We start from the raw sequence: 24,788 nt of genomic DNA on the forward strand, positions 1-24,788 counted from the left end.
GTTACGTAAGCCCCAATGGAAAGGCTCGCAAGTCCTATCAATCTGGCAGGAGACAACTATGGCCGAAACATTCGATACGATTTTGAAGGGTGCAACCATCGTCAATCACGACGGTATAGGCCAACGCGACATCGGTATCCGCAATGGTCGCATCGCTGCCATAGGCTCTCTTTCCACATATTCGGCGGGTGAGGTGATCGATTGCACCGGCCTGCATGTGATGCCCGGTGTGGTGGACAGCCAGGTTCACTTCCGCGAGCCGGGCCTTGAGCACAAGGAAGATCTCGAAACCGGCTCTCTTGCAGCTGTGCTGGGCGGGGTGACCTCGGTCTTCGAGATGCCGAACACCAAGCCGCTGACCACCTCGGTGGAGACGCTTGAAGACAAGATTCGTCGCGGCCGTCATCGCATGCATTGCGATTTCGCTTTCTGGGTCGGCGGTACGCGCGACAACGCGAAAGACGTTGCCGAACTGGAACGTCTGCCGGGCGCTGCCGGCATCAAGGTTTTCATGGGATCGTCCACCGGCGATCTGCTGGTTGAGGACGATGACGGTGTTCGTTCAATCCTGAAGAACACGCGCCGTCGCGCGGCCTTCCACTCCGAGGACGAGTTCCGGCTCAAGGAACGCGAAGGCCTGCGCGTGCAAGGCGATCCGTCAAGCCATCCGGTTTGGCGCGACGAAGTTGCAGCACTTCAGTGCACGGAACGGCTTGTGCGCATCGCTCGCGATACCGGCGCACGCATTCACGTGCTGCATATCTCCACTGCCGAGGAAATCGACTTCCTGAAAGATCACAAGGATGTCGCGACGTGCGAAGCAACGCCGCACCATCTCACTTTGTCTGCAGATGATTACAAGACGCTTGGCAATCTCATTCAGATGAACCCACCTGTCCGTGACAAGCGCCACCGCGACGGCGTGTGGAAGGGTATCGATCAGGGTATTGTCGATGTGCTCGGTTCCGACCACGCGCCGCATACGCTGGAAGAAAAGCAGAAGCCTTACCCGGCTTCCCCGTCCGGTATGACGGGCGTGCAGACACTGGTGCCGATCATGCTGGATCACATCAATGCTGGCAGGCTTACGCTGGAGCGCTTCGTCGATCTTTCCAGCCACGGTCCGAACCGCATTTTCGGTATGGCCCGAAAGGGGCGCATTGCAGTCGGCTACGATGCCGATCTGACTATCGTGGACATGAAGCGCCGCGAAACGATCACGCATGAGCAGGCCGGTTCGAAAGCTGGCTGGACGCCCTATCATGGCAAGACCGTTACGGGGTGGCCGATTGGGACTTTTGTGCGCGGGATCAAGGTGATGTGGGAAGCGGAAATCGTCAACGCCAACAAGGGCGAGCCGGTGGAGTTCCTCGAAGCATTGCCGCATCGCTGAAGGCAGTTCACCTATGTTCGTTGTCAACCTGACCTATATCAAGCCTCTTGAGGAGATCGGGAGGCATCTCGAAGCGCATCGGGAATTTCTGAATAGGCAGTATGCGGATGGCGTTTTTCTGGCTTCCGGACCGAAAAACCCACGCGACGGCGGCGTGATCCTCGCAAGCGGCAAGGTTAGCAGGACCGAGCTGGATGCGATACTGAACCTCGACCCATTCAGGCAGCATGAACTGGCAATTTACGATGTTATTGAGTTTACGCCAGCGAAGTGCGTTCCTCTTCTGGATGGTATCCTTTAGAGAAAAGGATGCTAGCCGCGCATTGGCGTGATCTGTCCGCTCTTTGTCCGTAAGGAGGCTTTTGATCTCGGTTGCAAGGCGTATTTTCTCCCTATAGTCTTTTGATATGGAGAACAAAAATGTCCGCTCATGATACGGCTCTGCTGGTTATCGATGCTCAGGAGTCATTCCGCCACCGGCCTTACTACCGGGACGAAGAGGTTGGTGCCTATATTGAACGCCAGCAGGCGCTGATCGATGGTGCCATGCGTGCCGGTATTCCTGTGGTGCAGATTTTTCATGTCGAGAATGAAGGCCCATTCTCGGAAGCGTCAGGTCTGGTGAAGGCAATTTCACCATTGTCGATTGAGCCGGACGCGGTTTTCCGCAAGCGTCGCCACAGTGCACTGGTCGGAAGCGGGCTTGATGTCTGGCTGGTTGCGAATGGTATCCGTCGGGTGCTGGTTTCCGGCATTCGCACCGAGCAATGCTGCGAGACTACAACGCGACAGGCATCGGATTTCGGATATCATGTCGATTTCGTCAGTGAAGCGACATTGACCTTTCCGATGACCGACGCAAGTGGCCATGAGTGGAGCGCTGCCGAAATCAAGGCGCGTACAGAGCTTGTTCTGGCTAATCGTTTTGCCCGTATCGTGACCGTGGAACAGGCGCTCACAGCACCGGGAGAACGGAAGGCCGCATGAGTGAGCAAGCAGACATCACCCGGTCAATTCCGGTTTATGTCATCATCCCGCCACGTGTGCTTCTGCTCGACGTGGCGGGGCCGCTTGAGGTTTTGCGCAAGGCAAATCTCGATCAGCAGAAGGTACGGTTCGATGTTCATTATATCGGACCAGCTTCAACTGCGCTCAGCTCCATCGGTCTGCCGGTGGCTGGCGTTGAACCTCTGCCGCAGGCGCTGCCAGATGGCGCGCTGGTCATTGTTTCGGGTACTGCCGATATTCCACTTGGAAATGCGGAGACCGACCGAGCCGCTGATGCGGTGCTGGAAAAAGAGATCGTTCAATGGCTTCGCCGTACGGTTCGCCCCGGCGTGCGGCTGGTGACGATCTGTTCCGGTGCGCTGCTCGCGGCACGCGCGGGGCTGCTCGATGGCTACTCCTGCACCACGCATCACCTGACAATCGGTGAACTTGAACGACTGGCTCCGGCCGCACGCGTGCATGAAAACAGGCTTTTCGTTGAAGATGGCGAGCGACTGACGAGCGCGGGCATCACCGCCGGAATTGATCTGATGCTGCACATCGTTGCCGGGTTGACCGATCACGCCACAGCGCTGGCTGTCGCGCGCTATCTGGTCGTTTATCTGCGGCGTAGCGGCAATGATCCGCAGCTATCGCCCTGGCTTGAGGGGCGAAATCATATGAACCCGGTGGTGCATCGCGCACAGGATGCCATCGCACATGACCCGGCAGCAGAATGGTCCGTGGAAAGACTGGCGGATATCGGCGGGGCGAGCCCGCGCAACTTCTCGCGTCTGTTCAATGAATATGCCGGAATGACGGTGACGGACTACGTCAATCGGCTCAAGATCAGCCTTGCGCGAGAGATGCTTTTGCATTCCGAACTTGATATCGAAAATGTCGCGACACAGGCCGGTTTTGCTTCTGCCCGGCAATTCCGCCGGGTCTGGCAGCGCATCTATAAGGAACCGCCGAGCCGGGTTCGCATCGCAGTATGATTATTCGCCAGCGGTAAAAAAACGCCAGCTTCCGTCCGGGCCGATACCGATACTGTAGAAGATATAGCCGCCCGCCTTCTTCATATCCTCGAAATCACCGGCGGTGACGATTTCGAAAAGCTCCACGATCTGGGGTGGCGTCAGCTTGTCGAGAGGCATGGCGTAGAAATAGGGCCAGACATAGACTTCGTTGTCTTTGCCTGCGTTGAGATGCACATAGCCTGTGTCCAGCAGATCGACGATGATTGCCAGAACTTCCCGGCCAGCTTCATCGCCCGATAGTGATTTGAGGAAGTCGATAACGTCTTCCTCGTGGTCTTCCAATGAGAGCTGGGTGGCTTTGTCCTCAACGCCGAGGAGCGGTCGCAACTGTTCAATGTCACCGGAGCGGGCTGCTTGCAGCATGCGCTCGCGTGTCAGCCTTACAGGCTCGGGCAGCTTGTCAAAGTCGCGATGGATTTCCGGCATGGGTTTGGAGGATGCAGCTGGGGCTGGCACATTGTCTGGCGATATTCTTGGCAAGGCACGAGGAATCGCGCCGGGTAGCGGAATAGGGGAAGGGTTTTCACCTTCATCCGTCATGGGACGGGAGCCGGGCCGTTGCAGGAAATCCGACTGATCCGTCAGCGCGACTTTAAAGGCGCTCGCGGCTGCTGCGGGCAAGGCAATGCCACAGGCAAGGAATATCCCGGCCGATACAATTAGGGGCGAGGCGGAGTTCCTGATCGGAAATGACATGTGGCGCTGGAAGAGGGACGCCGGGAGGGAACTGTTGCGCCGGTCTGGTCCCGCGACCGGCACTCTGTCGATGCTATTGGAGAATGCGCTGCGGCAGGAAGGTTCCCGCTACGATTTGCTCGCGCATTCTTTCGATCAGCTCCAGCGCACAGTCGTCGCCTGCTTCACGGATCAATTCGGTAAGCGCAGTGGTGAAGGCCGCTTCGGCAAGGATTTCCGGTTCGATACCTTCAGAGATACCGTCAGCCCAGGCCTCGCTGTGATATTCGATTGCGACGAGCTTCTTCTCTCGTGCAATCATTTCGTCCAGATCGGCCGGTGCATGTTCCATAGACTTCATCCTGGCTTTCGCCTTTCTGTTGCACAGGCGGTGTCTCACCGTTTTGCGGGAGCTCTACCACCTTGCAAGCTGTCTGCCTTCTTAAGACAGTGTTAACAGATTATCACAGATTTGAAGGAACTAATCCTGTCAATCCGCACAAGAGTGAATGATTGGTTAATTTCCATAGCGCGAGATGATCTCGTTCGACAAGTCCTCGCCTTCCTTCATGTAGCGATCTATCGCCGCAAGCGCCGAGGGGGTGCAGCGGGTGTAATTGTCGCTGAACACGCGATACCCATGGTTGAAGCTCGAAATGAGCCGCACCCGTTCGGCTTCGGAAGGTTTCTCCGCCGTTACGATCGCATCCATCCGATCGCGCCATTCGCTGCCAGCTTCGCCGCACAGATTGCGCAGATAGTGAAGCGAGCCGAGAATTTCGGCCAGCCGCAGCATCTTCCCTTCATAGGGGGCATCCTGAGCGGAAGCCGGAAACGCCGCCCCGACCCATAAAGCGATCGAGAAGCAGATAGCCGGTCGAAAAAACGGAATGCTTTTCAATCGAAAACCTCTCACCTGAAAATGAGCTATTGCTATAAATAGGGGCCTCTTCAAGGCAGATCGCTAAACAGGATTAATATCGGAATGCTCGTCCTCAGTCTCTGCCACAGTGCGGGCAACATCGAGGGTGCTGTCCGTCACCTTTGCCGAAGCCATTTCTTCTATCGTCAGCCAGTGAATGGATGCAGCGTCGTCTCCGGCTACTTCCTGACCTGAAACGTCCATCGCCCGGAAGACGGACAGGTAGTAGCTCTTGTCATATGCTTGTCCCTCAAGCGCGAGGTCCACGGTAATGACATGGGATAACGCCCTTGCCTCGAGCGCTGTTTCTTCTTTGAGTTCACGGATCGCGGCTTCTTCGGGTGTTTCGCCCGGTTCGATACTGCCGCCTGGAAAGGCGAGCCAGCCTTTCCACGGTTCTTTCCCGCGCTCGACCAGAAGGAAACGCCCTGCACGTCGGCAGATCAGTGAAACACCGTGAACCTTGGCAGGAATCGGAAATACGGGAACAGTTTTCATCATGCTAGAACTACACCAGTTGGCGATGGAAAAGCACCCCTTGACCGCTCACCAAAAAGCTTGAACATGCTCGCCATGTGTGGACGTTTTTCATTGACTGCAAGCCGGGAAGAGCTGGAGGCCTTCGCGGCCGCATTGATCGCAGAGGATTTTCCTCCACGGTACAACATTGCTCCAACTCAGCCCATATTGACCATTATCGGCGGCGAAACGCCGCCGCCGGGCAGCAACAGGCCGGATCGTGTCGGGTTGCTGGTGCGCTGGGGTTTTGTACCGTCATGGGTTAAAGACCCGAACGACTGGTCACCCATGTTCAATATCCGCTCCGAGACGGCTGCGGAGAAGAATTCGTTCCGTGCGGCACTGAATCACCGACGTGCCCTGATCCCGGCATCGGGCTTTTACGAATGGCGCCGTGAGGGGAAAAACAAGGCTCAAGCCTACTGGGTGCGCCCGCGCAAAGGCGGCATTGTTGCGTTTGGCGGTCTGATCGAGACATGGAGCAGCGCGGATGGATCGCAGATCGATACCGGAGGCATATTGACGACAAGCGCAAACGGCCTGTTGCGACCGATCCATGAAAGGATGCCCGTTGTCGTGCAGCCGGAGGATTTTGCCCGCTGGCTCGACTGCAAGCGTTTTCTGCCGCGAGAAGTGGCGGATATCATGCGCCCAGCTCAGGAGGATTTCTTTGAAGCGATTCCCGTGTCGGACAAGGTCAACAAGGTAGCCAACACGACGCCTGATTTGCAGGAGCGTGTAGAGGAACAGGTTCCTTTGGAACGTGCGAGGCCGAAGCGAAAGAGCAAGCCCGAACCCGATGGTGGGCCCGATGACAGAAATGGCGGGCAGCTTTCGATGTTCTGACAGCGACCGCCAGTCTCGCCGGACTGGCGTTATTTGTTACGCATCAACCGACTCTGTTCGCCGAGCCCGCACGGCTCGGCGCTGAACGACATCTGCCTATTCAGCCTGTCTTTTTGACAGCGAGAATGGAGCGCCTGCGATTGTCGTTACGACCGTCGCTGCTGCGCCGCGTGGCGTTCAGCAATGCTGCAACAAGCACGGCAGGCCCGATTTCGCGGTACTTATCGACCAGTCGGTCTTGGCGGGGTTGCAGTTCACTTTTAGACATTGGTCCTTCCTTTCGATAATGCCTGATCACCATTTTGTGATTCATTGAGACCGAATGAAGGCTGTTTGGAGCCGGTTTTGCGGTTTTCCGGTTAACGCGGGAGAGGGTGCTCGCAGGTTGCAAAAATACAACATGCCCGGCGATCCGACCAAACTATCAGCCGCTTAGCGAAAGTTCTTGACGGAAGCACTCCTGCTGAGGATAAGTGCAGCCATGAAAACGCCGTCCACGATCATTTGTATTTGTGCGATTATTATTGGCTAGCAGTTTGCTGGCCCGGCCGTTTTCGTCTCCCTTTCATAAAAATTGGATGATAACGCCCCGGGCAGTCGGCTGCGGTCAGTTGCGCACTCATTTCACAGGTCTTTTTGGGGAATATTTACAATGGCTTATGCGCCAAAACTGCGTCTGTACAACACGCTGACCCGCACGAAAGAGGAGTTTTCTCCTCTCGATGCCGACAATGTGCGCATGTATGTCTGCGGACCGACGGTTTATGACTTCGCGCATATAGGCAATGCTCGTCCGGTGATCGTTTTCGACGTGCTGTTCCGTTTGCTGCGTCATGTCTATGGTGCAGAGCACGTCACCTATGCGCGCAACATTACCGACGTCGATGACAAGATTAACGCCCGCGCCGTACGGGACTACCCAGACCTGCCGTTCAATGAAGCAATTCGCCGGGTGACGGAAAGCACCAATGCGCAGTTTCAGGCTGACGTAACGGCGCTCGGCAATCTACAGCCGAGCGTTCAGCCGCGTGCCACCGAGCATATGGACGAGATGCGTGCGATGATCGATCGTCTGGTGAAGCTCGGTGTGGCGTATGTGGCCGAGGACCATGTTCTCTTCTCGCCGTCTGCCATGAACGAACGGAAGGGGCCGCGCTATGGCGCTCTTGCCCGCCGCTCGCTGGACGAGATGCTGGCAGGCGCCCGCGTCGACGTGGCGTCCTACAAACGGGATGAAATGGATTTCGTCTTGTGGAAGCCGTCGAAGGAGGGCGAGCCGGGCTGGTCCTCTCCTGCGGGGATTGAGGTATTGGGTCGGCCGGGCTGGCATATTGAATGCTCGGCAATGGCGACGGCAAAATTGCTCGAACCGTTTGGCGGCGGATTGAAATGCGATGATCCGCTGAAGAACCAGTTCGACATTCATGGCGGCGGTATCGATCTCGTCTTCCCGCATCACGAGAACGAAATTGCGCAATCCTGCTGCGCATTTGATACCGAACGGATGGCAAGCATCTGGATGCATAACGGCTTCTTGCAGGTCGAAGGGCAGAAGATGTCGAAATCGCTCGGCAACTTCATCACCATTCGCGATGTGCTTAACGAAGGTCTGCCGCAACTGGGTGTGTGGGATGACGTCGATGCGCATGATCGCTGGGTCGGTCTGGCGGCGCGCCTGTCTATGCTGCAGACGCAATATCGCGAGCCGATCAACTGGACGGCACAGCGTCTGGCAGAATCTGCCGATGAATTGCATCGCTGGTACGGCTTGCTGCGCGACAGGAAATTCACTGTGCCGGAAACGCTGATCGCAGTTAGCGAGGTGGTCGAGGCCCTGTCTGACGATCTCAATAGCTGGACGGCGATCACGGCATTGCGCAAGGCTTTCAAAGAGCGGGATGTCGCCGGGTTGGGCGAGGGCATGGCGCTGCTGGGCTTGCTGGATCCGCATTTCATAACGGCTGAAGGCATTCCGGTTTTTGCAAAGGCCGATGTGGATGGTGAAGCCATCGAAGCACGTATCGCGGAGCGTCTGCGCTTCATCAATGAGAAGAACTGGGCCGAGGCTGATCGTATTCGCGATGAACTGCTTCGCGAAGGTGTTCAGCTCAAGGATGGCAAGGACCCGGCAACGGGCGAACGCACAACCATCTGGGATGTGGTAGGCTAACAAGCTTGTGCAGTAGGGGAGGATGACATGACGCTTGATAACAAACCGATCTATACCGGCGGTTGCCAGTGCGGTGCGGTTCGCTTTCGCGTCGATGGCGCGATGGGCTCCGCATCGATCTGTCATTGTCGGATGTGTCAGAAAGCATTCGGCAATTTCTATGCGCCGCTGGTGTCGGTGGGGGACGCGAAGCTGGAATGGACGCGCAACGAGCCGAAGCGTTTCCGCTCGTCTAATCATGTGCAGCGCGGTTTCTGTTCCGAGTGCGGAACACCGCTCACCTATGAAGCTCCCGACGGGGTCGCACTTGCTATCGGTGCCTTCGATGCGCCTGAGGAAATCGAGCCAACGGTTCAATGGGGTATCGAGAAGCAACTGCCCTATGTGCCCGAGCTCGCTAATCTTCCCGGCTATACAACGGAACGCGACCCGGAGAGCATCGAATTTGTAAGAACGATGATTTCCTACCAGCATCCCGATTACGACACTGAAAGCTGGCCGCAACAGCAAGGTTGACCAAGGTTGACCGGGGGCCGCATACCCACCGACAGGCAGGCAAGAATGGCACGCGAACGCATCTATATCTACGACACCACTTTGCGGGACGGGCAACAGACGCTTACCGTCCGCCCGCAGCCGCGAAGCGTGCGAGGACGGACAGAACTTGAAACGGGTGGTTGCTGTCCTGCCCGAACGCGGGGAGCAGAATAATGGCACGTGAGCGCATCTATATCTACGACACCACGCTGCGGGATGGACAGCAGACACCCGGCATTGATTTTTCCGTGGAGGACAAGAAGTCGATTGTCGTGCTGCTCGAAGAGCTTGGCGTCGATTATGTGGAAGGCGGTTATCCGGGTGCCAACCCGACCGATACGGCCTTCTTCAAACGTCGCCAGACTGCTCGTGCCAAGTTCGTGGCCTTCGGCATGACGAAGCGTGCGGGTGTATCGGCATCCAACGATCCCGGTCTTTCCAGCCTGCTGCAGGCTTCTGCGGATGCCGTCTGCTTCGTTGCCAAGAGCTGGGACTATCATGTTCGTCTCGCGCTCGGCTGCACCAATGAGGAAAATCTGGAGTCAATTACGGCTTCGGTCACCGCAGCACGCATGGCAGGGCGGGAAGCGCTGGTCGATTGCGAGCATTTCTTCGATGGATATAAAGCCAATCCTGAATATGCGCTGGCCTGTGCCAAGGCGGCCTACTCTGCAGGTGCGCGCTGGGTTGTACTTTGCGATACGAATGGCGGCACACAACCATCGGAAGTTGCCGAGATCGTTGCTGCCGTGACGGCAGTGGTTCCGGGCGAGAGCCTTGGAATCCACGCCCATAACGATACGGAGCAGGCGGTTGCCGTCTCGCTAGCGGCTATCGATGCGGGTGTTCGCCACGTGCAGGGTACCCTCAACGGTATCGGCGAACGCTGCGGCAACGCCAATCTCGTTTCGCTGATCCCGACACTTGCGTTGAAGCCCTATTGGGCCGAGCGTTTTGAATTGGGTATCAAGCCCGCCGCGCTGAAGGGGATCACACGGATCTCGCGAGCCTTCGATGATATCTTGAACCGCCCCCCGACCGAGCAAGCGCCCTATACCGGCACCTCCGCTTTTGCGACCAAGGCCGGAATTCATGCCTCCGCGCTGCTCAAGGAACCGCAGACCTATGAACATATTCCGCCGGAGACGGTCGGTAACAGTCGGCGTGTCATGGTGTCGGATCAAGGCGGGAAATCCAATTTCATCGCGGAACTGGAGCGCCGGGGCATTAGGGTTGCGAAGGACGATGTGCGTCTCGACACGTTGATTGCACTGGTCAAGGAGCGTGAGGCCGAAGGTTATGCCTATGAAGGTGCGGATGCGAGTTTCGAACTTCTCGCACGCAACATGCTGACGCCGCAGCCCGAATTCTTCAAAGTTGACTCTTTCCGCTGTCTCGTCGAGCGTCGTTTCGATGTCAACGGCATGCTGAAGACCGTCTCAGAAGCCGTGGTCAAGGTGGAAGTCGATGGTGAAGTGCGCATGTCGGTGGCGGAAGGGCATGGCCCGGTCAACGCGCTCGATATCGCATTGCGCAAGGATCTTGGGCGTTTTCAGGCCGAGATAGAGGATCTTGAACTGGTCGACTTCAAGGTGCGTATCCTCAATGGTGGTACGGCGGCTATCACGCGCGTGCTGATCGAGTCCGGCGATGCGTCCGGCGCGCGCTGGCGCACGGTCGGCGTGTCGGACAATATCATCGATGCGTCCTTCCAGGCGCTGATGGATTCGGTCAATTACAAGCTGATGAAGAATCGTTCGATGGCCGGACTGGCCGCTGCCGAGTAAAGCCATCTGTTCACGGCGATTGATGCTTCGATCAGTTTAATTGAATGGATTTTATGGATCGTTGAGCGCATAGCAGGTGAAATTTGATGCTTCGCCTGCCACAACCGGCAGGCCGACACCTGTTGTTTCGCCGAGGAGAGAGGCATGTCCGATCAGACCATCACCGATACGCGCCTTTCTGACGGGTCGCGCGGGTTTCTGATGGCCATCGCAGCCTATGGGCTCTGGGGCGCTCTGCCTTTCTATCTCAAGGCACTCGGTCACATTCCGGCAATGGAAGTCGTGTCGCATCGTGTGATCTGGTCGGTTCCGGTTGCACTGTTGCTCCTTCTCGTGCTGGGGCAGTTCAAGGATATTCTCAATGCAGTGCGCCAGCCGCGCATGCTGGCCATGGCTGCCCTGACAGCAGGGCTGATTACCATCAACTGGTCGATCTATGTTTGGGCCGTTGCCCACGATCAGGTGATGGGTGCCGCACTCGGCTATTACATCAATCCGCTGTTCAATGTTGTTCTCGGCGGTCTCTTTCTCGGCGAAAGACTGACCAGGGTTCAATATGTTGCTGTAGGATTGGCTTTCGCTGCGGTCCTGCTTCTGACTGTCAATGCAGGCGGTCTGCCGTGGGTATCATTGGTGCTGCCGCTGACTTTCGGCCTCTATGGTTTCTTCCGCAAATCACTGCCGATGCCGCCGCTGCAGGGCTTCACGCTTGAAGTGCTCATCCTGTGCATCCCGGCGCTGGGCTACGTGCTGTGGCTGGCCGCAACCGGTCAGGACCATTTCTCCACCGGCCCGGCATTCAATGTGACGATGCTGCTTCTGGCAGGACCATTCACGGCCATCCCGCTGATCCTCTATGCCGGCGGTGCAAAACTGTTGCGCTATACGACGCTTGGCCTCATGCAGTATATGACGCCGACCATGTTGTTTTTCTTTGCGATTTTCATCTTCCATGAGCCGTTCTCGACGGCTCAGCTCGGTGCCTTCGCGCTGATCTGGGCCGGGCTTGCGCTCTATACGTGGTCGATGCTGGTAGAACATCGTCGGGGCCGGGCCAAAGGCTGATATTCACAAATTGCTAAATGTGATTCTCTTCCGGTGGATATGTCGCCGGAAGCCTTATTTTAGCCGCTGTGTTTACCACTCTTCCGTCGATAATCCTGCGGTGGAGAATTATTCAAAATGGTCTTCTGGTCAGCGCCAGCAAACAAACGACAAGTTGCTGCGACGGCGGAGCCAGATTTTGCGGCCTGCGGTGCTGCGTTGAAGAGCGAGCCGCTTTCCTCCCGCAGTTTGAAACCATTCCGGCAGGTTCGGTTTTCCCTGCATACGCATTTACGGTTTTGCCTGGCGCTGATAGCCGCAACCGCCATGGCCGGAGGCGGGCTCCTGTTTACGACAGGTCGGCTGGTCCGCCACGGTCACGCTGCTCAGCCCGTCATGGTCGACCCGGCTACTCTAGTTCTGCATCACGCCGCACAGAAAGAAGCGCGACTTGCGCCAGCAGTAGGTGGCGACACGGCCAACCGCATATCACGGCGTATCGATATCGCCGAAGGTGTTGAGGACGGCGATGCGCGTCTATACACCTATCAGCATGTGGTTCTCGACGTGAAAGGTTCGAGCCGGGCTGCCATTGATGACACGCTCCGCGAGGAGGTTTCCGCACCGAAATCCATGCCGAGACGGCCCGAGGAGGAACTGGAGCGAGGCGTTCCTATCAATGTCAGTCTGGCCAAACCGGCTGTCGGGACAGGGGCAAAAGTGCACGCGATCATTGTCGCGCCGCAGTCGCGCGAGCGGCTGGGCGCATTGTTGCAAGCGGCCGGTATCGCGGTTGAGGACAGCAAGCGTCTGGAAGAAGCCTTGGCTCGCACAGAACTGGTGCCCGGCGATAATCTTGAATTGTTGGTCGATAAACCCCGGCAGCAGGCCGATGGGGAGCAGCATATCGCGCTTGCACGTTTCGAGCATGGCGATATTGGCAAGGCCGTCTATGGGCGCGCTGACGATGGCGTTTTTCGCGCCACAGGCAATGAACGCCTTTTTGCCCGCCTGTCGCGCGATGCGATGCTGACGGCGTATCATCCGCAGAATGCGGTCAGCAACAGCGGCTCCATTCCGTCCCGGCTGGAGCAGGCAGGCGCCCCGAACACAATCGTCGGCGAGGTTGAGAAGCTGGCCGCACAGAACGGCGTTTCGCTGAAGGGCGCGAAAACACCCGACCTGATCGACCTTCTTTTCCGCAAGAGTGCCGAGACGGAAGCTGAGCTTGTTTTTGTCGAGTTTACAACGGACGGCAAAAGCCGCCGCCTATACCGCCATGAGGGCAATGGCGGTGCCGGCTATTTCAATGAAGACGGCTCGTCCATGACGAAGTATCTGATGCAGAAGCCTCTGCCGAATGGCCGTCTCAACGATGGTTTCGGCTGGCGCGTGCATCCTGTTCTGCACGTTCGCAAACATCACAATGGTGTCGATTACGATGCGCCGATCGGCTCGCCCATCGTCGCGGCGGGTGATGGTGTGGTGGAGCTGATTTCGTATCAGAAGGGATATGGAAAATATGTCCGTATCCGCCATCAGGGTGGCTATAGCACAACCTATGCGCATCTCTCATCGGCCAAACAAGGACTGAAGGTCGGGGAGCACGTCAAGCAGGGAGAGGTAATCGCCTATGTCGGATCGACTGGCTATTCCACTGGTCCGCACCTCTATTATGAGCTCAAGGTCGGCGATCAGTATGTCGATCCCTTGACCGCACGTCTTAACGCAGGCGAAAAACTGACCGGCTCATCCCTGAACAGTTTCCGTGAAGAGATTGATCATGTGGGTCAAATCGTCAACGAAATGAAACTGCCAGCCATTCCGAATGCTCCCGAAACCACGCAGTCTGCGTCCGGAAAAGGCAGCCGTCATCATTGATTACTTGATCGGGCGATGGGCATTTGCCAGCGCGACAAACTCTTCGACACTGAGCGTTTCCGCCCGGCGAGTTCCATCGATGCCAGTCTTTTCAAGGAGTTCGGCTCCGCCAACCGGTTTCAGACTTTGGCGCAACATCTTGCGGCGTTGTCCGAAAGCTGCTTGCGTGATTTGCCCAAGCGCAATCGCATTGCAAGGCAGCGGATCTTCACGCGGGACGATATGGACGACCGACGACATGACTTTTGGCGGTGGTGTAAACGCCTGCGGCGGCACGTCGAAGCTGATCTTGGAAACCGTTCTCCACCCGGCGAGCACCCCCAGACGTCCGTAATGGTCGCTGTCAGGTATCGCCACGATACGCTCGGCAACCTCCCGCTGGAACATCAAGGTCATGGACGAATAGAAGGGTGGCCAAGGTTCGACCAGCAACCAGTTGAGCAGAAGCTGCGTGCCGACATTGTAAGGCAGATTGGCAACGATGCGCGGCTTCGGCCCTTCCGGAAACAAGGTCGAAAAATCCTGCTCAAGAGCATCGCCGGAGATGATACGCAGACGACCCGGATAATGCGCTTCGATCTCGGCAAGTGCATCCAGGCATCGCTCATCGCGCTCGATTGCAGTAACATAAGCGCCTTGCGCAAGAAGTGCGCGGGTCAGGCCACCGGGACCTGGACCGACTTCGATAACGGGCTGGTCCTGCAGGTTGCCTGCCTGACGAGCAATTTTCGACGTCAGGTTAAGATCGAACAGGAAGTTCTGGCCAAGCGATTTCTTCGGCATCAGATCGTGCCGTTCAATTACCTCGCGAAGTGGGGGGAGGCCATCTATGCTCATGCCATCTCTACTTATTGGAGCGCATCCCGAAAACTGTGAAATGGTTTTCGGCAAAGATGCGCATTGAAACAAATACTCAGAGTGCCGATCAGGCGCTCTAATGTCCGTCGGCTGCGTTTCCAGCCAGTTCCTGTGCAAGGCGAATGGCAGCGACAAGGCTGTCCGGTCGGGCGATTCCTTGCCCTGCAATGTTGAAAGCTGTGCCATGATCCGGCGATGTGCGAATGAAGGGAAGCCCCAGGGTTACATTCACAGTCTCATCGAAAGCCAGTGCTTTGGCTGGAATAAGGGCCTGATCGTGATACATGCAGACTGCGGCGTCATAGGTCGCGCGTGCTGGCGCGTGAAACATCGTATCGGCGGGTAGGGGACCGCGAGCATCTATCCCTTCGCGGCGCAACGCCTCGATTGCGGGAAGGATAATGGCATCGTCCTCTTTGCCCATGGCCCCGCCTTCACCCGCATGCGGATTAAGTCCGGATATGGCCAGACGCGGCGACTGGATGCCAAAGCGTTCTCGCAATTCGGTGGCCGTAATACGCGACACTTCGATGATATCCGCTGTCGTCAAGCGGACAGGCACTTCGGAAAGCGGGATATGTATGGTGACCGGAACGGCGCGAAGCTGCGGCCCCGCCAGCATCATGACCGGCGTGACGGGCCTTCCCACATGCTTGCTTGCCAATTCCGCAAGAAATTCCGTATGGCCCGGATGCCGAAAACCCGCTTCATAAAGCGGTTTCTTTGAAATTGGGCAGGTAACGACTGCCGAAGCCTCGCCATTCAATGTGAGCTCAACCGCTCGCTCAATGGCCTCAATGATGCCCGCAGCGTTTTCCATCAAGGGTTTGCCGACACTGTCGGTCAGCCTGTTCTTGAGCGGGAGCACCGGCAATGCGCGAGAAAACACGCGGTTTGCCGCAGCAATGGTGGAAACAACCTCAATCTCGACATCCACGCCGAGATGTCGCGCACGCTCGGAGAGTTGCAGCGGATCTGCCAGCAGCGCGAAGGGCGGTAGTGAAAGCTCGTTGCGGCGCAGCCAGGCTGCAAGCGCAACATCGGGACCTATGCCCGACGGGTCACCAATGCTGACGGCGAGAGGAGAAACGGGTTCTGCGGACATCGCGTCGATATTCCAATGAATACGGATGATACCGTCTAGAGCGCATCCCGAAAATTGTGAAACGGTTTTCGGACAAGATGCGTTTCAAAACAAACAGTCGAGGCGCATCGATCTGATTAAATCAGATCGAAACGCGCTCTAACCCTCTTAGCGATTAACGATTTTCGCCTTTTCGCGCAGTTCCTTGAGATACTTGTTGCTGAGCTCCTCAGCCTTCTTTTCCTGGCCAGATGCGGAATCAGCTCCTTCCATGGAGAAGACGAGCTGGGCGACGCGATCATCCGAAATCTGTCGGGTTGAGCAGACAGCCAGGAATTCAACGCCCTTTTCGGTTTCCTGCGGTGGCGTGGTGCCTCCGACCGATGTTGCCTTGATGGCTTTCGCCCATTCGCCCGGCAATTGCTGCTCGATAATGCGACCGAGATCGCGAACAGTGACGTCAAGAATGCCCTTGGCCTGTTGACGGGTTGCATCGCAACTCTGGAAACGGGAGCGGAGTGCGTTTGCTTCCTGCTTGCGCTTGGAAAGCAAGCCGGGAGACCGCTTGGAGGCGGGCACTACGAAAATGACCTGCTGGAGGCGGTACTCGGTCGCCACAGGCTTCTTGCCACCGTCTTTCAGCATGCGCTGAACGGCTTCCTGTTCGCTGACCATACCAGTAGCGCGGAAGCGGGCGCTCACAAGGCGACCCCAGCCCATCTGGACCATGATGTATTTCTTGAAATGATCCGGTGTGACGCCCGACTGGTTCATCAACTGGTTAAGCTGTGTCAGGCTCATCTTGTTGCGGCTGGCAAATCCGGCATAAGCCTCATCCACCTGCTGATCGGAAATATTGATGCTGCGCGATTTCATTTCGACGCGCTTCAACATTTCGTCGGTCAGCTCTTCTTTTGCGACCTGGCTGAGATTGCCGCCCTTGCGCTGCAATTTCAAAAAGGCCACGCGGTGCTGAATATCGCTGTTCGTGATGGCGTTGCCGGAAACAATGACTTTGACCTCGGAACCTGCACCCGCAGCAAATGCGGGAACCGCAACCGTTCCAAGCGTCGTCAGACAGACTGCGGCGCTCAGCATGGAGGCGAAGAGAGGTCTTGCAATCATCATCTTTCTTTCCCGATTCCTTCCGGTCGACGAACGACAATCCTTACCGGACGTATCCCATTACAGTCATTGCCGCTATCGAACCCTACAAGCAATCATATCAGCGGCTCATCATAAGCTGCCTGTATAAATGAGCTAGTGCGGCGAAACAATGACCCAAAAGCTATTTTACGAAGCTTGTATCGTCTGAATACTGAAGAAAGGAAGCCAGATTGAGCTCGGATGTGCAAATTTCTTTATCGTATTAAATGGAAAGACCGGAAGCATTTCCAACACTTCCGGTCCATCAAGTTTAGAAAGTCTGGTTACCGCTGCCTATGTCGCCCAAGGTGCGGAGCGAAATGTTGAAGCCGACACTATGGGACGGCTTGTCATCGCCCGGATTGCGGGTTTGGACATAAGCCATCGAATAAGTGAAGCACTCATCGTCATATGCAAGACCTGACGATGCGCGGACCAGTGTTTCAGAGACCAGATCATAGGTACCCGAACCGAAAACGCGCCAGTTTGCATTGATACGCGCTGTTGCCGCACCGGTAACTTCCTGACGAAGTTCGGAATAACCGTAAGCCGGTTGCGGGGCGATATAGGCATATTGCCCGGAAACTGTCAGCTTCTGCCAGCTCTGCTGGGCTTCAAGCTCGCCGCGCTGAACCGAGAAACTTTCCTTGTCGAAACGGCCGCGAGCAGCCAGGGCGAGACCTGTCGAGTTCGATGTGCCGATCATGGCGACATAGTCGGAACGTGCATCCTGCAGGCCCGAGTCTGCACCAACATTCACGAAATCGCTGGTGCCGTAAGAATTTACGCCGCCAAGCTGGAACGACTGACCGCCGAGGGCATACAGAGCCCAGTCACTATTGTTGAAGTTGCCAGAATAGCGCAGGCCAAGGTTGGCACGGGTACCACCTTCAACGCGATCATAACCCGAGAACTTGTCGCGCGAGAACAGGTTCGTCGCATCGAAGACGAAGCTCTGGGCATCTTCATTCGGCAGTTCGCCGGCATAACGTTCGTTGTTGCGAACATAAAGCTGGGCGATAGGTTCAATGATGTGTGTCGAGCTTGTCGTCGAAAACAGGATCGGCCAGCGCAGTTCAAGTCCGGCGGTTGCCATGGCGCGTAAGGCTTCCGAGCGCACAAGCGCATCCGTATAGCCAGCATCTGTCAGATTGAAATTCGTATTGGCGCTGATAGCGTCACCACGTAGTGCCAGCAACGGCGTGATGACCAGACCGGCAGGCGTGATGAACGTGCGCTTCCATTCCGCTTCCTGGGTCAGACGAACATTTGTTCCGTCGAAGCCGGGAACGCGGGGAAACCTGGTGCCAAGAGGCGTAAAATTTGCATTCTGGCGATAAAGCGCCTGCAGATTGGTGGTGAAGTTCAGTTCACCACCATAAACCGGATCAGGCATCGTGTAGGAATAATCGAGGCTCGGGAAAACCCAAGGCTGCTTCGAATGCATCTCGTTCGGGTCGTTCGCGAGAAGGGATTCCTGCACGTTGAAGCGATAGAAATTCAGGTCGAAATAATTACGATTATTGACACCCGTGAGGTAGATCTTCGAAACCTGAGTTTCTGCACTATAGCCTTCAAGACCATAGGTGCGGCTGAAATTGCGGTCGGTCTGTGCCATCACATCCCAGCCGAAACGCCAGCGCGAATTGAGATTGAAATCGCCCTTAGAGGCGACCATGCCACGGTTGTCTTCTTGGCGGTCAACTGTGTTGAGATCGAATTCGCCCGGCTTGTTTTGATGAATGCCGGCGATGCGAAGATTATATGTGCCGTTTTCAAGGCGATGACGCCATTCGGCTTCAGTCAGAAAGCCCTGCTTTGAGTAATATGTCGAAGAAAGGGTCACGTCGTAATTCGGGGCGAGTGCCCAGAAATATGAGTTCTTGATACCGACGCCCAGATCGTCCTTGTACGAGAAACCCGGAAACAGGAAGCCGCTTTTACGCTTCACCGTCGGGTCAGCCATTTCGAATGCCGGGAACCAGGCAAGCGGCATGCCGAAAAACTCAAAGCGGCCATGTTCGAAACGGACCGTCTTTGTCGTGCTGTTCCAGATGATCTTGCGCGCCTTGATCTGCCAGAGAACAGGCTTGTCCGGGTTCTTGGCACAGGGTTCGCAGGCCGTATAGACGCCGTTGTTGAACGTCGTGATCTCGCCGTTGCTGCGTTCCGCGCTTTCAGCGGCAAAACGGGTGTTATCCGTCGTCTCGACGCGAAGGCCGTTTACGAAGCCGTCACGGAAACTGTCGGTGATGTCCATATGGTCGGAGTAGATCTTGTTACCGTCGCGCTCGACGATCTCAACATTCCCCGTCGCGGTCATGCGCCGCGTCTGCTGATTATAGGTTACCTTGTCGGCAACGAGATGATTGCCGTCATACTCGATACGCACCTTGCCCTGAGCGGTTACGGTGTTCACATCGCGATCATAGACAAGCTCATTTGCCTGCAGAAGCATGCGCGCATTCGGGTCGCTCTGGTAATTAGCGCCGAGCGCGTCCTGTGCCGATGCAGGTGAGGGCAGGGCCGCGACAGAAATGAAAGGTAAAGCAAGGACGCACGCCATGGCAGTCCCGCGCGCAAGGCGCGAGAGCGAATGGGGCAATACCATGCGGGCGTTACTCGAACCCACTAACCATCCTCCTTATGCAACAGAAAGGAGACACCAAAGAATGTCGCGATAATAACTGGAACCCAGGCAGCCACGAACGGCGGAACGAATCCCGCATTCCCGAATGCCTTCACTAGCACCGAAACGACATAAAGCATGAAGCCTGCGATAACGCCACCCAGAATCATAGCTCCTGACTGACCAAACCGCACAAATTTCAACGACACTGTTGCAGCAATGAGAGTCATCGCCATCAGCAATGCCGGCAAGGCCAGAAGTGACTGGTATTGCATGTCAAATGCGTTTGCGGAGTAACCGAATGAACGGGCGACTTCGATCTTGTGGCGCAACTGCGTGAAGGGAATGGTGTCCGGCGTCGCGAGCTTCTCTTCCACATATTCGGGACGCAGCTGCGTCTCTATCTGGAAACTCGCCATTTTCTGGGGTTCTTCGCCGCGCGCGAATCGCGTCACGTCGGTGAGCTCCCAGTGACCGTCCTTCAGCTGCGCGGTTCGCGCGTCGTAACGTTCCTTGATATTCTTCTTTTCATCGAACTGAATGAATGTCGCATCAGCAAGCGTAGCACCTTGATCCAGAATGCTTTTTGCGCCGATTATGGTTTCACCCTCATCGGTCTTCTGGCGCAGCCAGGGATCACGCAGTGCGGATACGTCGGTAACCTTGCCGGTCTTCCATGTCGATGCGATTTCATCGGCCTTGGCAAAACCGTAAGCGGCGAACGGATTGAGAATGAAGATCGTGGCGAGGCCAAACAGAAAGGCGCCGAAGCAGGCAGGCAAAAGGAACTGCCAGGCGGAAACGCCCACGGAACGCGCGACGACGAGTTCGTATTTTCTGTTCAGCGAGATGAGCGTCGCCATTGCGGAGAACAGGGCAACGAAGGGGATCATCTGCTGCATGATGAAGGGGACGCGCATGGCGGAAAGACCAAGCGCCGCCCACACCGAATAATCCGGCAGGTTTGATAGCTTGCTCGCATTCTCGGTAAAATCGAGAAGCAGCGACAATGCGAAAATGCCGAGCAGAAAATAGAGCGTTATCTGCACATAGCGGATGAAGAAATAGCGTCCGAGTGTCCAGCCGATCATGCCTGTCCTCCGGCATTGTTACGTGGACGTCCGGTGAAACGGGCATAGAGTTCCGAAACGCGCTTTCTCAAGCTGTCGATATAATCGAGAATGCGGTCATTCCATTTGTCTGGCAGACCGATCCGCCGCCCGGTGGCGAGCGCAAAGCCTGTCACGAGAATGACGGCCGCGGGCACCAGATACATGACAACGATATAGCCTGCATCCTTGTCTGCCCGATCCGACGCAAAATAGCCTGCCCAATAGACGAGAAGGGCGGTGCTGATTGCCGAGAAGGAGGCCGAGACACGGGCCTCGCGATGCGAACGGGAATCGCCCGCGAACGCCAGTGCGATCATTGCAAAGACAACCGGATAGAGCCACTGCGTCAGACGCCGGTGCAATTCGGCCTTGTAGCGTAGCGGTCGGGTTTGAAGGACCGGGTCGTTCGGGTCCGGGTTCAACAGATAGGAAAGCGGACGGTCCTTTGCATAGATGACGAAATCGTCACCAGCCGAAGCGAACTGGCTGAGGTCGAACGCGTAGGAATTGAACTTGATGATCGAAACGGTGCCGTCCGACACGTCGCGCCGCTGCACCTCGCCATTCTGCATCAGCAGCATGTCGCCGGTCGGCGTCGAAGCAATCGCGCCATCCGCAGCGTAATAGATGAGGTCGAGCGATGGATCGCGGGAATCAGCAATGAAAAGCCCGCCAATGCTGCCGTCAGCACGCCGTTCCGCGACCTGAATATAGAGATTATCCGCGAGCTTACGGAAATTCCCTTCCTGAACGATGACATTCATCAGATCGGCACTGGCATTGGCGATCATCGCGCGCATGTTCATGCGCGCATAGGGATCGACATAATTGGCGACGAGAAACGACACGACGGAAATGACGGCTGCAAGAATCAGAATAGGTCGCATGACCGCGCTGCGCGGTGCGCCCGAAGCATTGATGACGACCAGTTCGGAATCCTGGTTCATCGTCGAAAGCGTCTGTGTAATTGCAATAATCAGCGCAAACGGCATCACGAGAGGGATGGCCGACGGAATCAAAAGCGAGCTGAACTGAACGATTGTCTGGAATGTCTGTCCGCTTGTGGTCAGAAAGTCGATGCGCTGGAGCACCTGCACGGTCCAGGTAATGCCCACTGCAGCGCCAAGCACTGCGAGGAACATGATCGCCACCCGGCGCAAGATGTACAACTCAATCAATCGCATAGGTAGAGTCTACATCCCGGTTCCGTTGAGGGAGCACGCACCCGAAAAAGGCTGCATCACTCGTGATAATCACTAAACTTAATGACGCTTGGCTAAGATTGGCCCAATAAACGCGGTTAACAGATTACTAAATGCAACTCGAAGACGCCAGCTCTGCTGTTTCCATTAATGGAGCCTGTTAATGAGCGATGAGTTGGCTCAAGGCAACCAGTTTTTGCACGGAGCAGGGAAGACGGGTTTGCAATTGTGTCTTGCACGGTTTTCCTCGGGCTAAAACTGGCACAATCTGGGATCCACTCTTGCTGTTTCGCCATATTCGTCTCACATGAGTGGGGAAAAGTCGCGACACAATCGTGTCATTCTCAAATCGACATCAAGTTTGGAGTTGTCATGTCTAAACGTCCTTCGATCTCTTTCAGCGATTTTGCAGCACCGGGAAAAGGCGTGTCCATCGTCCTCGTCGCCAAGGGCGGCGGCTTCGCGGACGAGGCGGCTCAGGCTGCAGGCGGTGCGGAAAAGATTAAGCGCATTGCCGAAATTTCCGGATTTACCGGGGCTTTGGGCAAGACGGCGGAAGCGATCGAGACAACTTCCAGCGGTGTCGACAAGATCGTTCTGGTTGGTGTCGGGGAGCCAGGCAAGCTTGGCAATGACGACTGGCTGAAGATCGGCGGGGCTGCATTTTCACGAATCGGCAAGTCAGAGCGCGCAACCGTAACGCTTGCACTGCCTGAAACCACCATCGCCGGTGACGAGGCAGCAGATCTGGCGCTTGGCATGATTCTGCGCTCCTACAAGTTCGAACGCTACAAGACGCGCAAGAATAATGAGGAAAATGGCGATCCGAAACACGCTGCCAAGATCAGCATCTGCGTTGCTGATCCTCATACGGCGAAGCGTGCGTTTGAAGTTGCCGAAGCGGTGGCGGACGGCGTCATTCAGGCGCGCAATCTCGTCAATGAGCCTGCGAATATTCTTGGTCCGGTGGAGTTTGCACAGGAAGCGGAAAAGCTTGAAAAGCTTGGCGTGAAGGTCGAAATCCTCGGCGAGAAGGAAATGAAGAAGCTCGGCATGGGCGCGCTTCTGGGCGTGGCACAGGGTTCCGTTCGCCCGCCGCGACTGGTTGTCATGGAGTGGCAGGGTGCCAAGAGCAAGGAAAAGCCGGTCGCTTTCGTCGGCAAGGGCGTGGTGTTCGATACAGGTGGCATTTCCATCAAGCCGGCCTCCGGCATGGAAGACATGAAGGGTGACATGGGCGGTGCCGCAGCCGTCACCGGCCTGATGCGCGCGCTGGCCGGGCGCAAGGCAAAGGTCAATGCCATCGGCATTATCGGCCTTGTCGAGAACATGCCCGATGGCAATGCGCAGCGTCCGGGCGACATCGTGACGTCCATGTCGGGGCAGACGATCGAAGTCATCAATACCGACGCCGAAGGTCGCCTCGTCCTCGCTGATGCACTGCACTACACGAATGACCGCTTCAAGCCGCGTTTCATCATTAATCTGGCCACTCTTACGGGTGCGGTCATGGTCGCACTCGGCCAGTATCATGCCGGTCTGTTCTCCAATGACGACGAACTTGCGGATCAGCTTTATGATGCGGGTCAGTCGACCGGTGAAAAGCTGTGGCGTCTGCCGCTCGGTACCGAATACGACAAGATGATCGATTCGAAGTTTGCCGATATGAAGAACAGCGCTGGTCGTTATGGCGGAGCCGTCACGGCAGCACAGTTCCTGAAGCGCTTTGTTGGCGAGACCCCTTGGGCGCATCTGGACGTGGCCGGGACGGCTATGGGGTCGCCAGCAAACGAGTATAGCCAGACCTGGGCTTCCGGTTACGGCGTTCGTCTGCTCGACCGTCTTGTCCGGGATCATTTCGAAAGCTAAAACAAAAGGATGGGTGGAAAAGCGGAATCAGTTTCTCCACCCAGTTCCGAAACGGATAGTGCATGGCGGAAATTCTCTTCTACCATCTGACGGAATCGACACTTGACGAGGCCTTGCCCGGTCTGGTCGAGCGGTCGCTTGGGCGCGGCTGGCGTGTCACGATCCAGACCGTCAGCGAAGAAAGACGCGATGCGCTGGATGGTCTGCTCTGGACCTTTTCCGATACGTCTTTCGTGGCGCACGGCACCGATAAAGAACCCCATCCCGAGCACCAGCCGGTATTGCTGACCACCAGTGAAGCCAATCCGAATGGTGCGACGGTACGCTTTCTCGTAGAAGGCGCAGGGCTGGAACAGGCGGACGCCTATGAACGCCTTGTTGTCATGTTCGACGGGCATGATCAGGAGCAGCTTGATATTGCCCGGGGGCAGTGGAAGAGCTTCAAGACAGGAAGCCACGATTTGACCTACTGGCAGCAAACGCCAGATCGCCGCTGGGAGCGCAAGGCGTGATGCGACCGCTTTTCTATGTGATGATCGTTCTCGGTTTTGGCCTTGGCATTGGCTATCCGTGGTATATGCGCCATTTCACCGGCAGCGAGATTGGTCGCTGGACCATGCTGGAAAACCGCCAGAGCGGCTTCAAGATACAGGAAGTCAGGCTGTCGGCAGATGACGGGCCTGTGCGCGTGTTCATAGATGCAACGCCTTTGCCAGGATATGTGCCTGCGGAACGGCGTTCGGCAGTGACGCTCGCCGTCAGCCGCGACGGCCAGCCGGTTCTCTCCCAGGGACTCGATTTTGCCTCGACGAGTGGTTCCATCAACACGGACCGCCCGCAGGATGGCAGCGTCCTTCGTCAGAGTGCCGGTGACATCGATCCTGTCATTCCGGGGCTTTATGCGTTTCGTCTGGTGCAGGGAAACACGGATGGACTACAACTTTCAAAAGCCGATCTCGTATTGCGCCGAGGGGCGGAAACGCCCGATGAGGTCTATACGACGATAGGTCTGATCCTCGGTGCATTCGGTCTTTATGCATTGATGCGCACGCGGCTGCGTCCGCAAAGCTGAGCCCGGAGCTGAATC

Annotated in this window: 24 protein-coding genes; 13 read left to right on the forward strand and 11 right to left on the reverse strand. The window is 56.5% G+C overall.

What is annotated here, in order from left to right:
• Window positions 1–58 precede the first annotated feature (58 nt).
• From CQZ93_RS03715 to CQZ93_RS03730, 4 genes are all read left to right on the forward strand, one after another.
• Entirely contained in the window at window positions 59–1,393 is a 1,335-nt protein-coding gene (locus tag CQZ93_RS03715) for a dihydroorotase (protein WP_105541394.1), read from the forward strand.
• Window positions 1,394–1,406: 13 nt separating this feature from the next.
• Complete coding sequence (locus CQZ93_RS03720; protein ID WP_105541395.1) at window positions 1,407–1,694, forward strand: YciI family protein; 288 nt, start codon at window positions 1,407–1,409, stop codon at window positions 1,692–1,694.
• A gap of 119 nt (window positions 1,695–1,813) precedes the next feature.
• Window positions 1,814–2,380, forward strand: coding sequence for an isochorismatase family protein (locus CQZ93_RS03725; RefSeq protein WP_105541396.1), 567 nt, complete (start codon window positions 1,814–1,816; stop codon window positions 2,378–2,380).
• On the forward strand, window positions 2,377–3,378 hold the full coding sequence (locus CQZ93_RS03730) for a GlxA family transcriptional regulator (protein WP_105541397.1): 1,002 nt from the start codon (window positions 2,377–2,379) through the stop codon (window positions 3,376–3,378). The genes CQZ93_RS03725 and CQZ93_RS03730 overlap by 4 nt, the downstream gene beginning before the upstream one ends.
• Here CQZ93_RS03730 and CQZ93_RS03735 read toward each other — a convergent pair whose 3' ends face one another.
• The 4 genes from CQZ93_RS03735 to CQZ93_RS03750 form a co-directional block, all read right to left on the reverse strand.
• Window positions 3,379–4,116: a hypothetical protein gene (locus CQZ93_RS03735; RefSeq protein ID WP_105541398.1), complete on the reverse strand. Its 738-nt coding sequence runs from the start codon at window positions 4,114–4,116 to the stop codon at window positions 3,379–3,381. It lies immediately after the preceding gene.
• 73 nt (window positions 4,117–4,189) lie between these two features.
• On the reverse strand, window positions 4,190–4,456 hold the full coding sequence (locus CQZ93_RS03740; RefSeq protein ID WP_105541399.1) for a hypothetical protein: 267 nt from the start codon (window positions 4,454–4,456) through the stop codon (window positions 4,190–4,192).
• A 156-nt stretch (window positions 4,457–4,612) separates the two neighbouring features.
• Window positions 4,613–4,987, reverse strand: coding sequence for a TIGR02301 family protein (locus CQZ93_RS03745; RefSeq protein WP_422616089.1), 375 nt, complete (start codon window positions 4,985–4,987; stop codon window positions 4,613–4,615).
• A 72-nt stretch (window positions 4,988–5,059) separates the two neighbouring features.
• Window positions 5,060–5,515 carry an NUDIX hydrolase gene (locus tag CQZ93_RS03750; RefSeq protein WP_181153367.1) on the reverse strand — a complete coding sequence of 152 codons (456 nt, stop codon included), beginning with the start codon at window positions 5,513–5,515 and terminating at the stop codon, window positions 5,060–5,062.
• A gap of 75 nt (window positions 5,516–5,590) precedes the next feature.
• Between CQZ93_RS03750 and CQZ93_RS03755 the strand changes: the two genes are divergently transcribed.
• Window positions 5,591–6,382, forward strand: coding sequence for an SOS response-associated peptidase (locus CQZ93_RS03755; protein ID WP_105543159.1), 792 nt, complete (start codon window positions 5,591–5,593; stop codon window positions 6,380–6,382).
• Between the two features lie 100 nt (window positions 6,383–6,482).
• Here CQZ93_RS03755 and CQZ93_RS03760 read toward each other — a convergent pair whose 3' ends face one another.
• The gene (locus CQZ93_RS03760) at window positions 6,483–6,650 is read right to left on the reverse strand and encodes a hypothetical protein (protein WP_010661656.1); all 168 of its coding nucleotides are present in this window, start codon (window positions 6,648–6,650) and stop codon (window positions 6,483–6,485) included.
• Between the two features lie 384 nt (window positions 6,651–7,034).
• Here CQZ93_RS03760 and cysS point away from each other — a divergent pair, with 384 nt between their 5' ends.
• From cysS to CQZ93_RS03790, 5 genes are all read left to right on the forward strand, one after another.
• Window positions 7,035–8,552, forward strand: coding sequence for a cysteine--tRNA ligase (gene cysS, locus CQZ93_RS03765; protein ID WP_105541402.1), 1,518 nt, complete (start codon window positions 7,035–7,037; stop codon window positions 8,550–8,552).
• Between the two features lie 27 nt (window positions 8,553–8,579).
• Window positions 8,580–9,068, forward strand: a complete 489-nt coding sequence (locus tag CQZ93_RS03770; protein ID WP_105541403.1) for a GFA family protein — start codon at window positions 8,580–8,582, stop codon at window positions 9,066–9,068.
• Between the two features lie 194 nt (window positions 9,069–9,262).
• Complete coding sequence (gene cimA, locus CQZ93_RS03780) at window positions 9,263–10,876, forward strand: citramalate synthase (protein WP_105541405.1); 1,614 nt, start codon at window positions 9,263–9,265, stop codon at window positions 10,874–10,876.
• Between the two features lie 144 nt (window positions 10,877–11,020).
• Complete coding sequence (rarD, locus tag CQZ93_RS03785) at window positions 11,021–11,941, forward strand: EamA family transporter RarD (RefSeq protein WP_105541406.1); 921 nt, start codon at window positions 11,021–11,023, stop codon at window positions 11,939–11,941.
• Window positions 11,942–12,058: 117 nt separating this feature from the next.
• Window positions 12,059–13,801 carry a M23 family metallopeptidase gene (locus CQZ93_RS03790; protein ID WP_105541407.1) on the forward strand — a complete coding sequence of 581 codons (1,743 nt, stop codon included), beginning with the start codon at window positions 12,059–12,061 and terminating at the stop codon, window positions 13,799–13,801.
• On the opposite strand, the gene rsmA is transcribed toward CQZ93_RS03790, so the two are convergent.
• From rsmA to lptF, 6 genes are all read right to left on the reverse strand, one after another.
• On the reverse strand, window positions 13,802–14,638 hold the full coding sequence (gene rsmA, locus CQZ93_RS03795; RefSeq protein ID WP_105541408.1) for a 16S rRNA (adenine(1518)-N(6)/adenine(1519)-N(6))-dimethyltransferase RsmA: 837 nt from the start codon (window positions 14,636–14,638) through the stop codon (window positions 13,802–13,804). It lies immediately after the preceding gene.
• 97 nt (window positions 14,639–14,735) lie between these two features.
• Window positions 14,736–15,764 (reverse strand): 4-hydroxythreonine-4-phosphate dehydrogenase PdxA, encoded by a 1,029-nt coding sequence (gene pdxA, locus CQZ93_RS03800; protein ID WP_105541409.1) that lies wholly within the window; start codon window positions 15,762–15,764, stop codon window positions 14,736–14,738.
• Between the two features lie 147 nt (window positions 15,765–15,911).
• On the reverse strand, window positions 15,912–16,871 hold the full coding sequence (locus CQZ93_RS03805) for a peptidylprolyl isomerase (RefSeq protein ID WP_105541410.1): 960 nt from the start codon (window positions 16,869–16,871) through the stop codon (window positions 15,912–15,914).
• Window positions 16,872–17,160: 289 nt separating this feature from the next.
• Window positions 17,161–19,500 (reverse strand): LPS-assembly protein LptD, encoded by a 2,340-nt coding sequence (locus CQZ93_RS03810; protein WP_105541411.1) that lies wholly within the window; start codon window positions 19,498–19,500, stop codon window positions 17,161–17,163.
• A gap of 20 nt (window positions 19,501–19,520) precedes the next feature.
• The gene (gene lptG, locus CQZ93_RS03815) at window positions 19,521–20,609 is read right to left on the reverse strand and encodes an LPS export ABC transporter permease LptG (RefSeq protein WP_105541412.1); all 1,089 of its coding nucleotides are present in this window, start codon (window positions 20,607–20,609) and stop codon (window positions 19,521–19,523) included.
• Window positions 20,606–21,814, reverse strand: coding sequence for an LPS export ABC transporter permease LptF (gene lptF, locus CQZ93_RS03820; protein ID WP_105541413.1), 1,209 nt, complete (start codon window positions 21,812–21,814; stop codon window positions 20,606–20,608). The genes lptG and lptF overlap by 4 nt, the downstream gene beginning before the upstream one ends.
• A 390-nt stretch (window positions 21,815–22,204) precedes the next feature.
• Here lptF and CQZ93_RS03825 point away from each other — a divergent pair, with 390 nt between their 5' ends.
• From CQZ93_RS03825 to bspB, 3 genes are all read left to right on the forward strand, one after another.
• Window positions 22,205–23,701, forward strand: coding sequence for a leucyl aminopeptidase (locus tag CQZ93_RS03825; protein WP_105541414.1), 1,497 nt, complete (start codon window positions 22,205–22,207; stop codon window positions 23,699–23,701).
• A 62-nt stretch (window positions 23,702–23,763) separates the two neighbouring features.
• Window positions 23,764–24,213, forward strand: a complete 450-nt coding sequence (locus CQZ93_RS03830; protein WP_105541415.1) for a DNA polymerase III subunit chi — start codon at window positions 23,764–23,766, stop codon at window positions 24,211–24,213.
• Window positions 24,213–24,773 carry a type IV secretion system effector BspB gene (bspB, locus tag CQZ93_RS03835; protein ID WP_105541416.1) on the forward strand — a complete coding sequence of 187 codons (561 nt, stop codon included), beginning with the start codon at window positions 24,213–24,215 and terminating at the stop codon, window positions 24,771–24,773. Before CQZ93_RS03830 ends, bspB begins: the two co-directional genes overlap by 1 nt.
• Window positions 24,774–24,788 lie beyond the last annotated feature (15 nt).

Origin of the sequence: Ochrobactrum vermis (genome assembly GCF_002975205.1) — a bacterium.
Taxonomy (GTDB): Bacteria; Pseudomonadota; Alphaproteobacteria; order Rhizobiales; family Rhizobiaceae; genus Brucella; species Brucella vermis.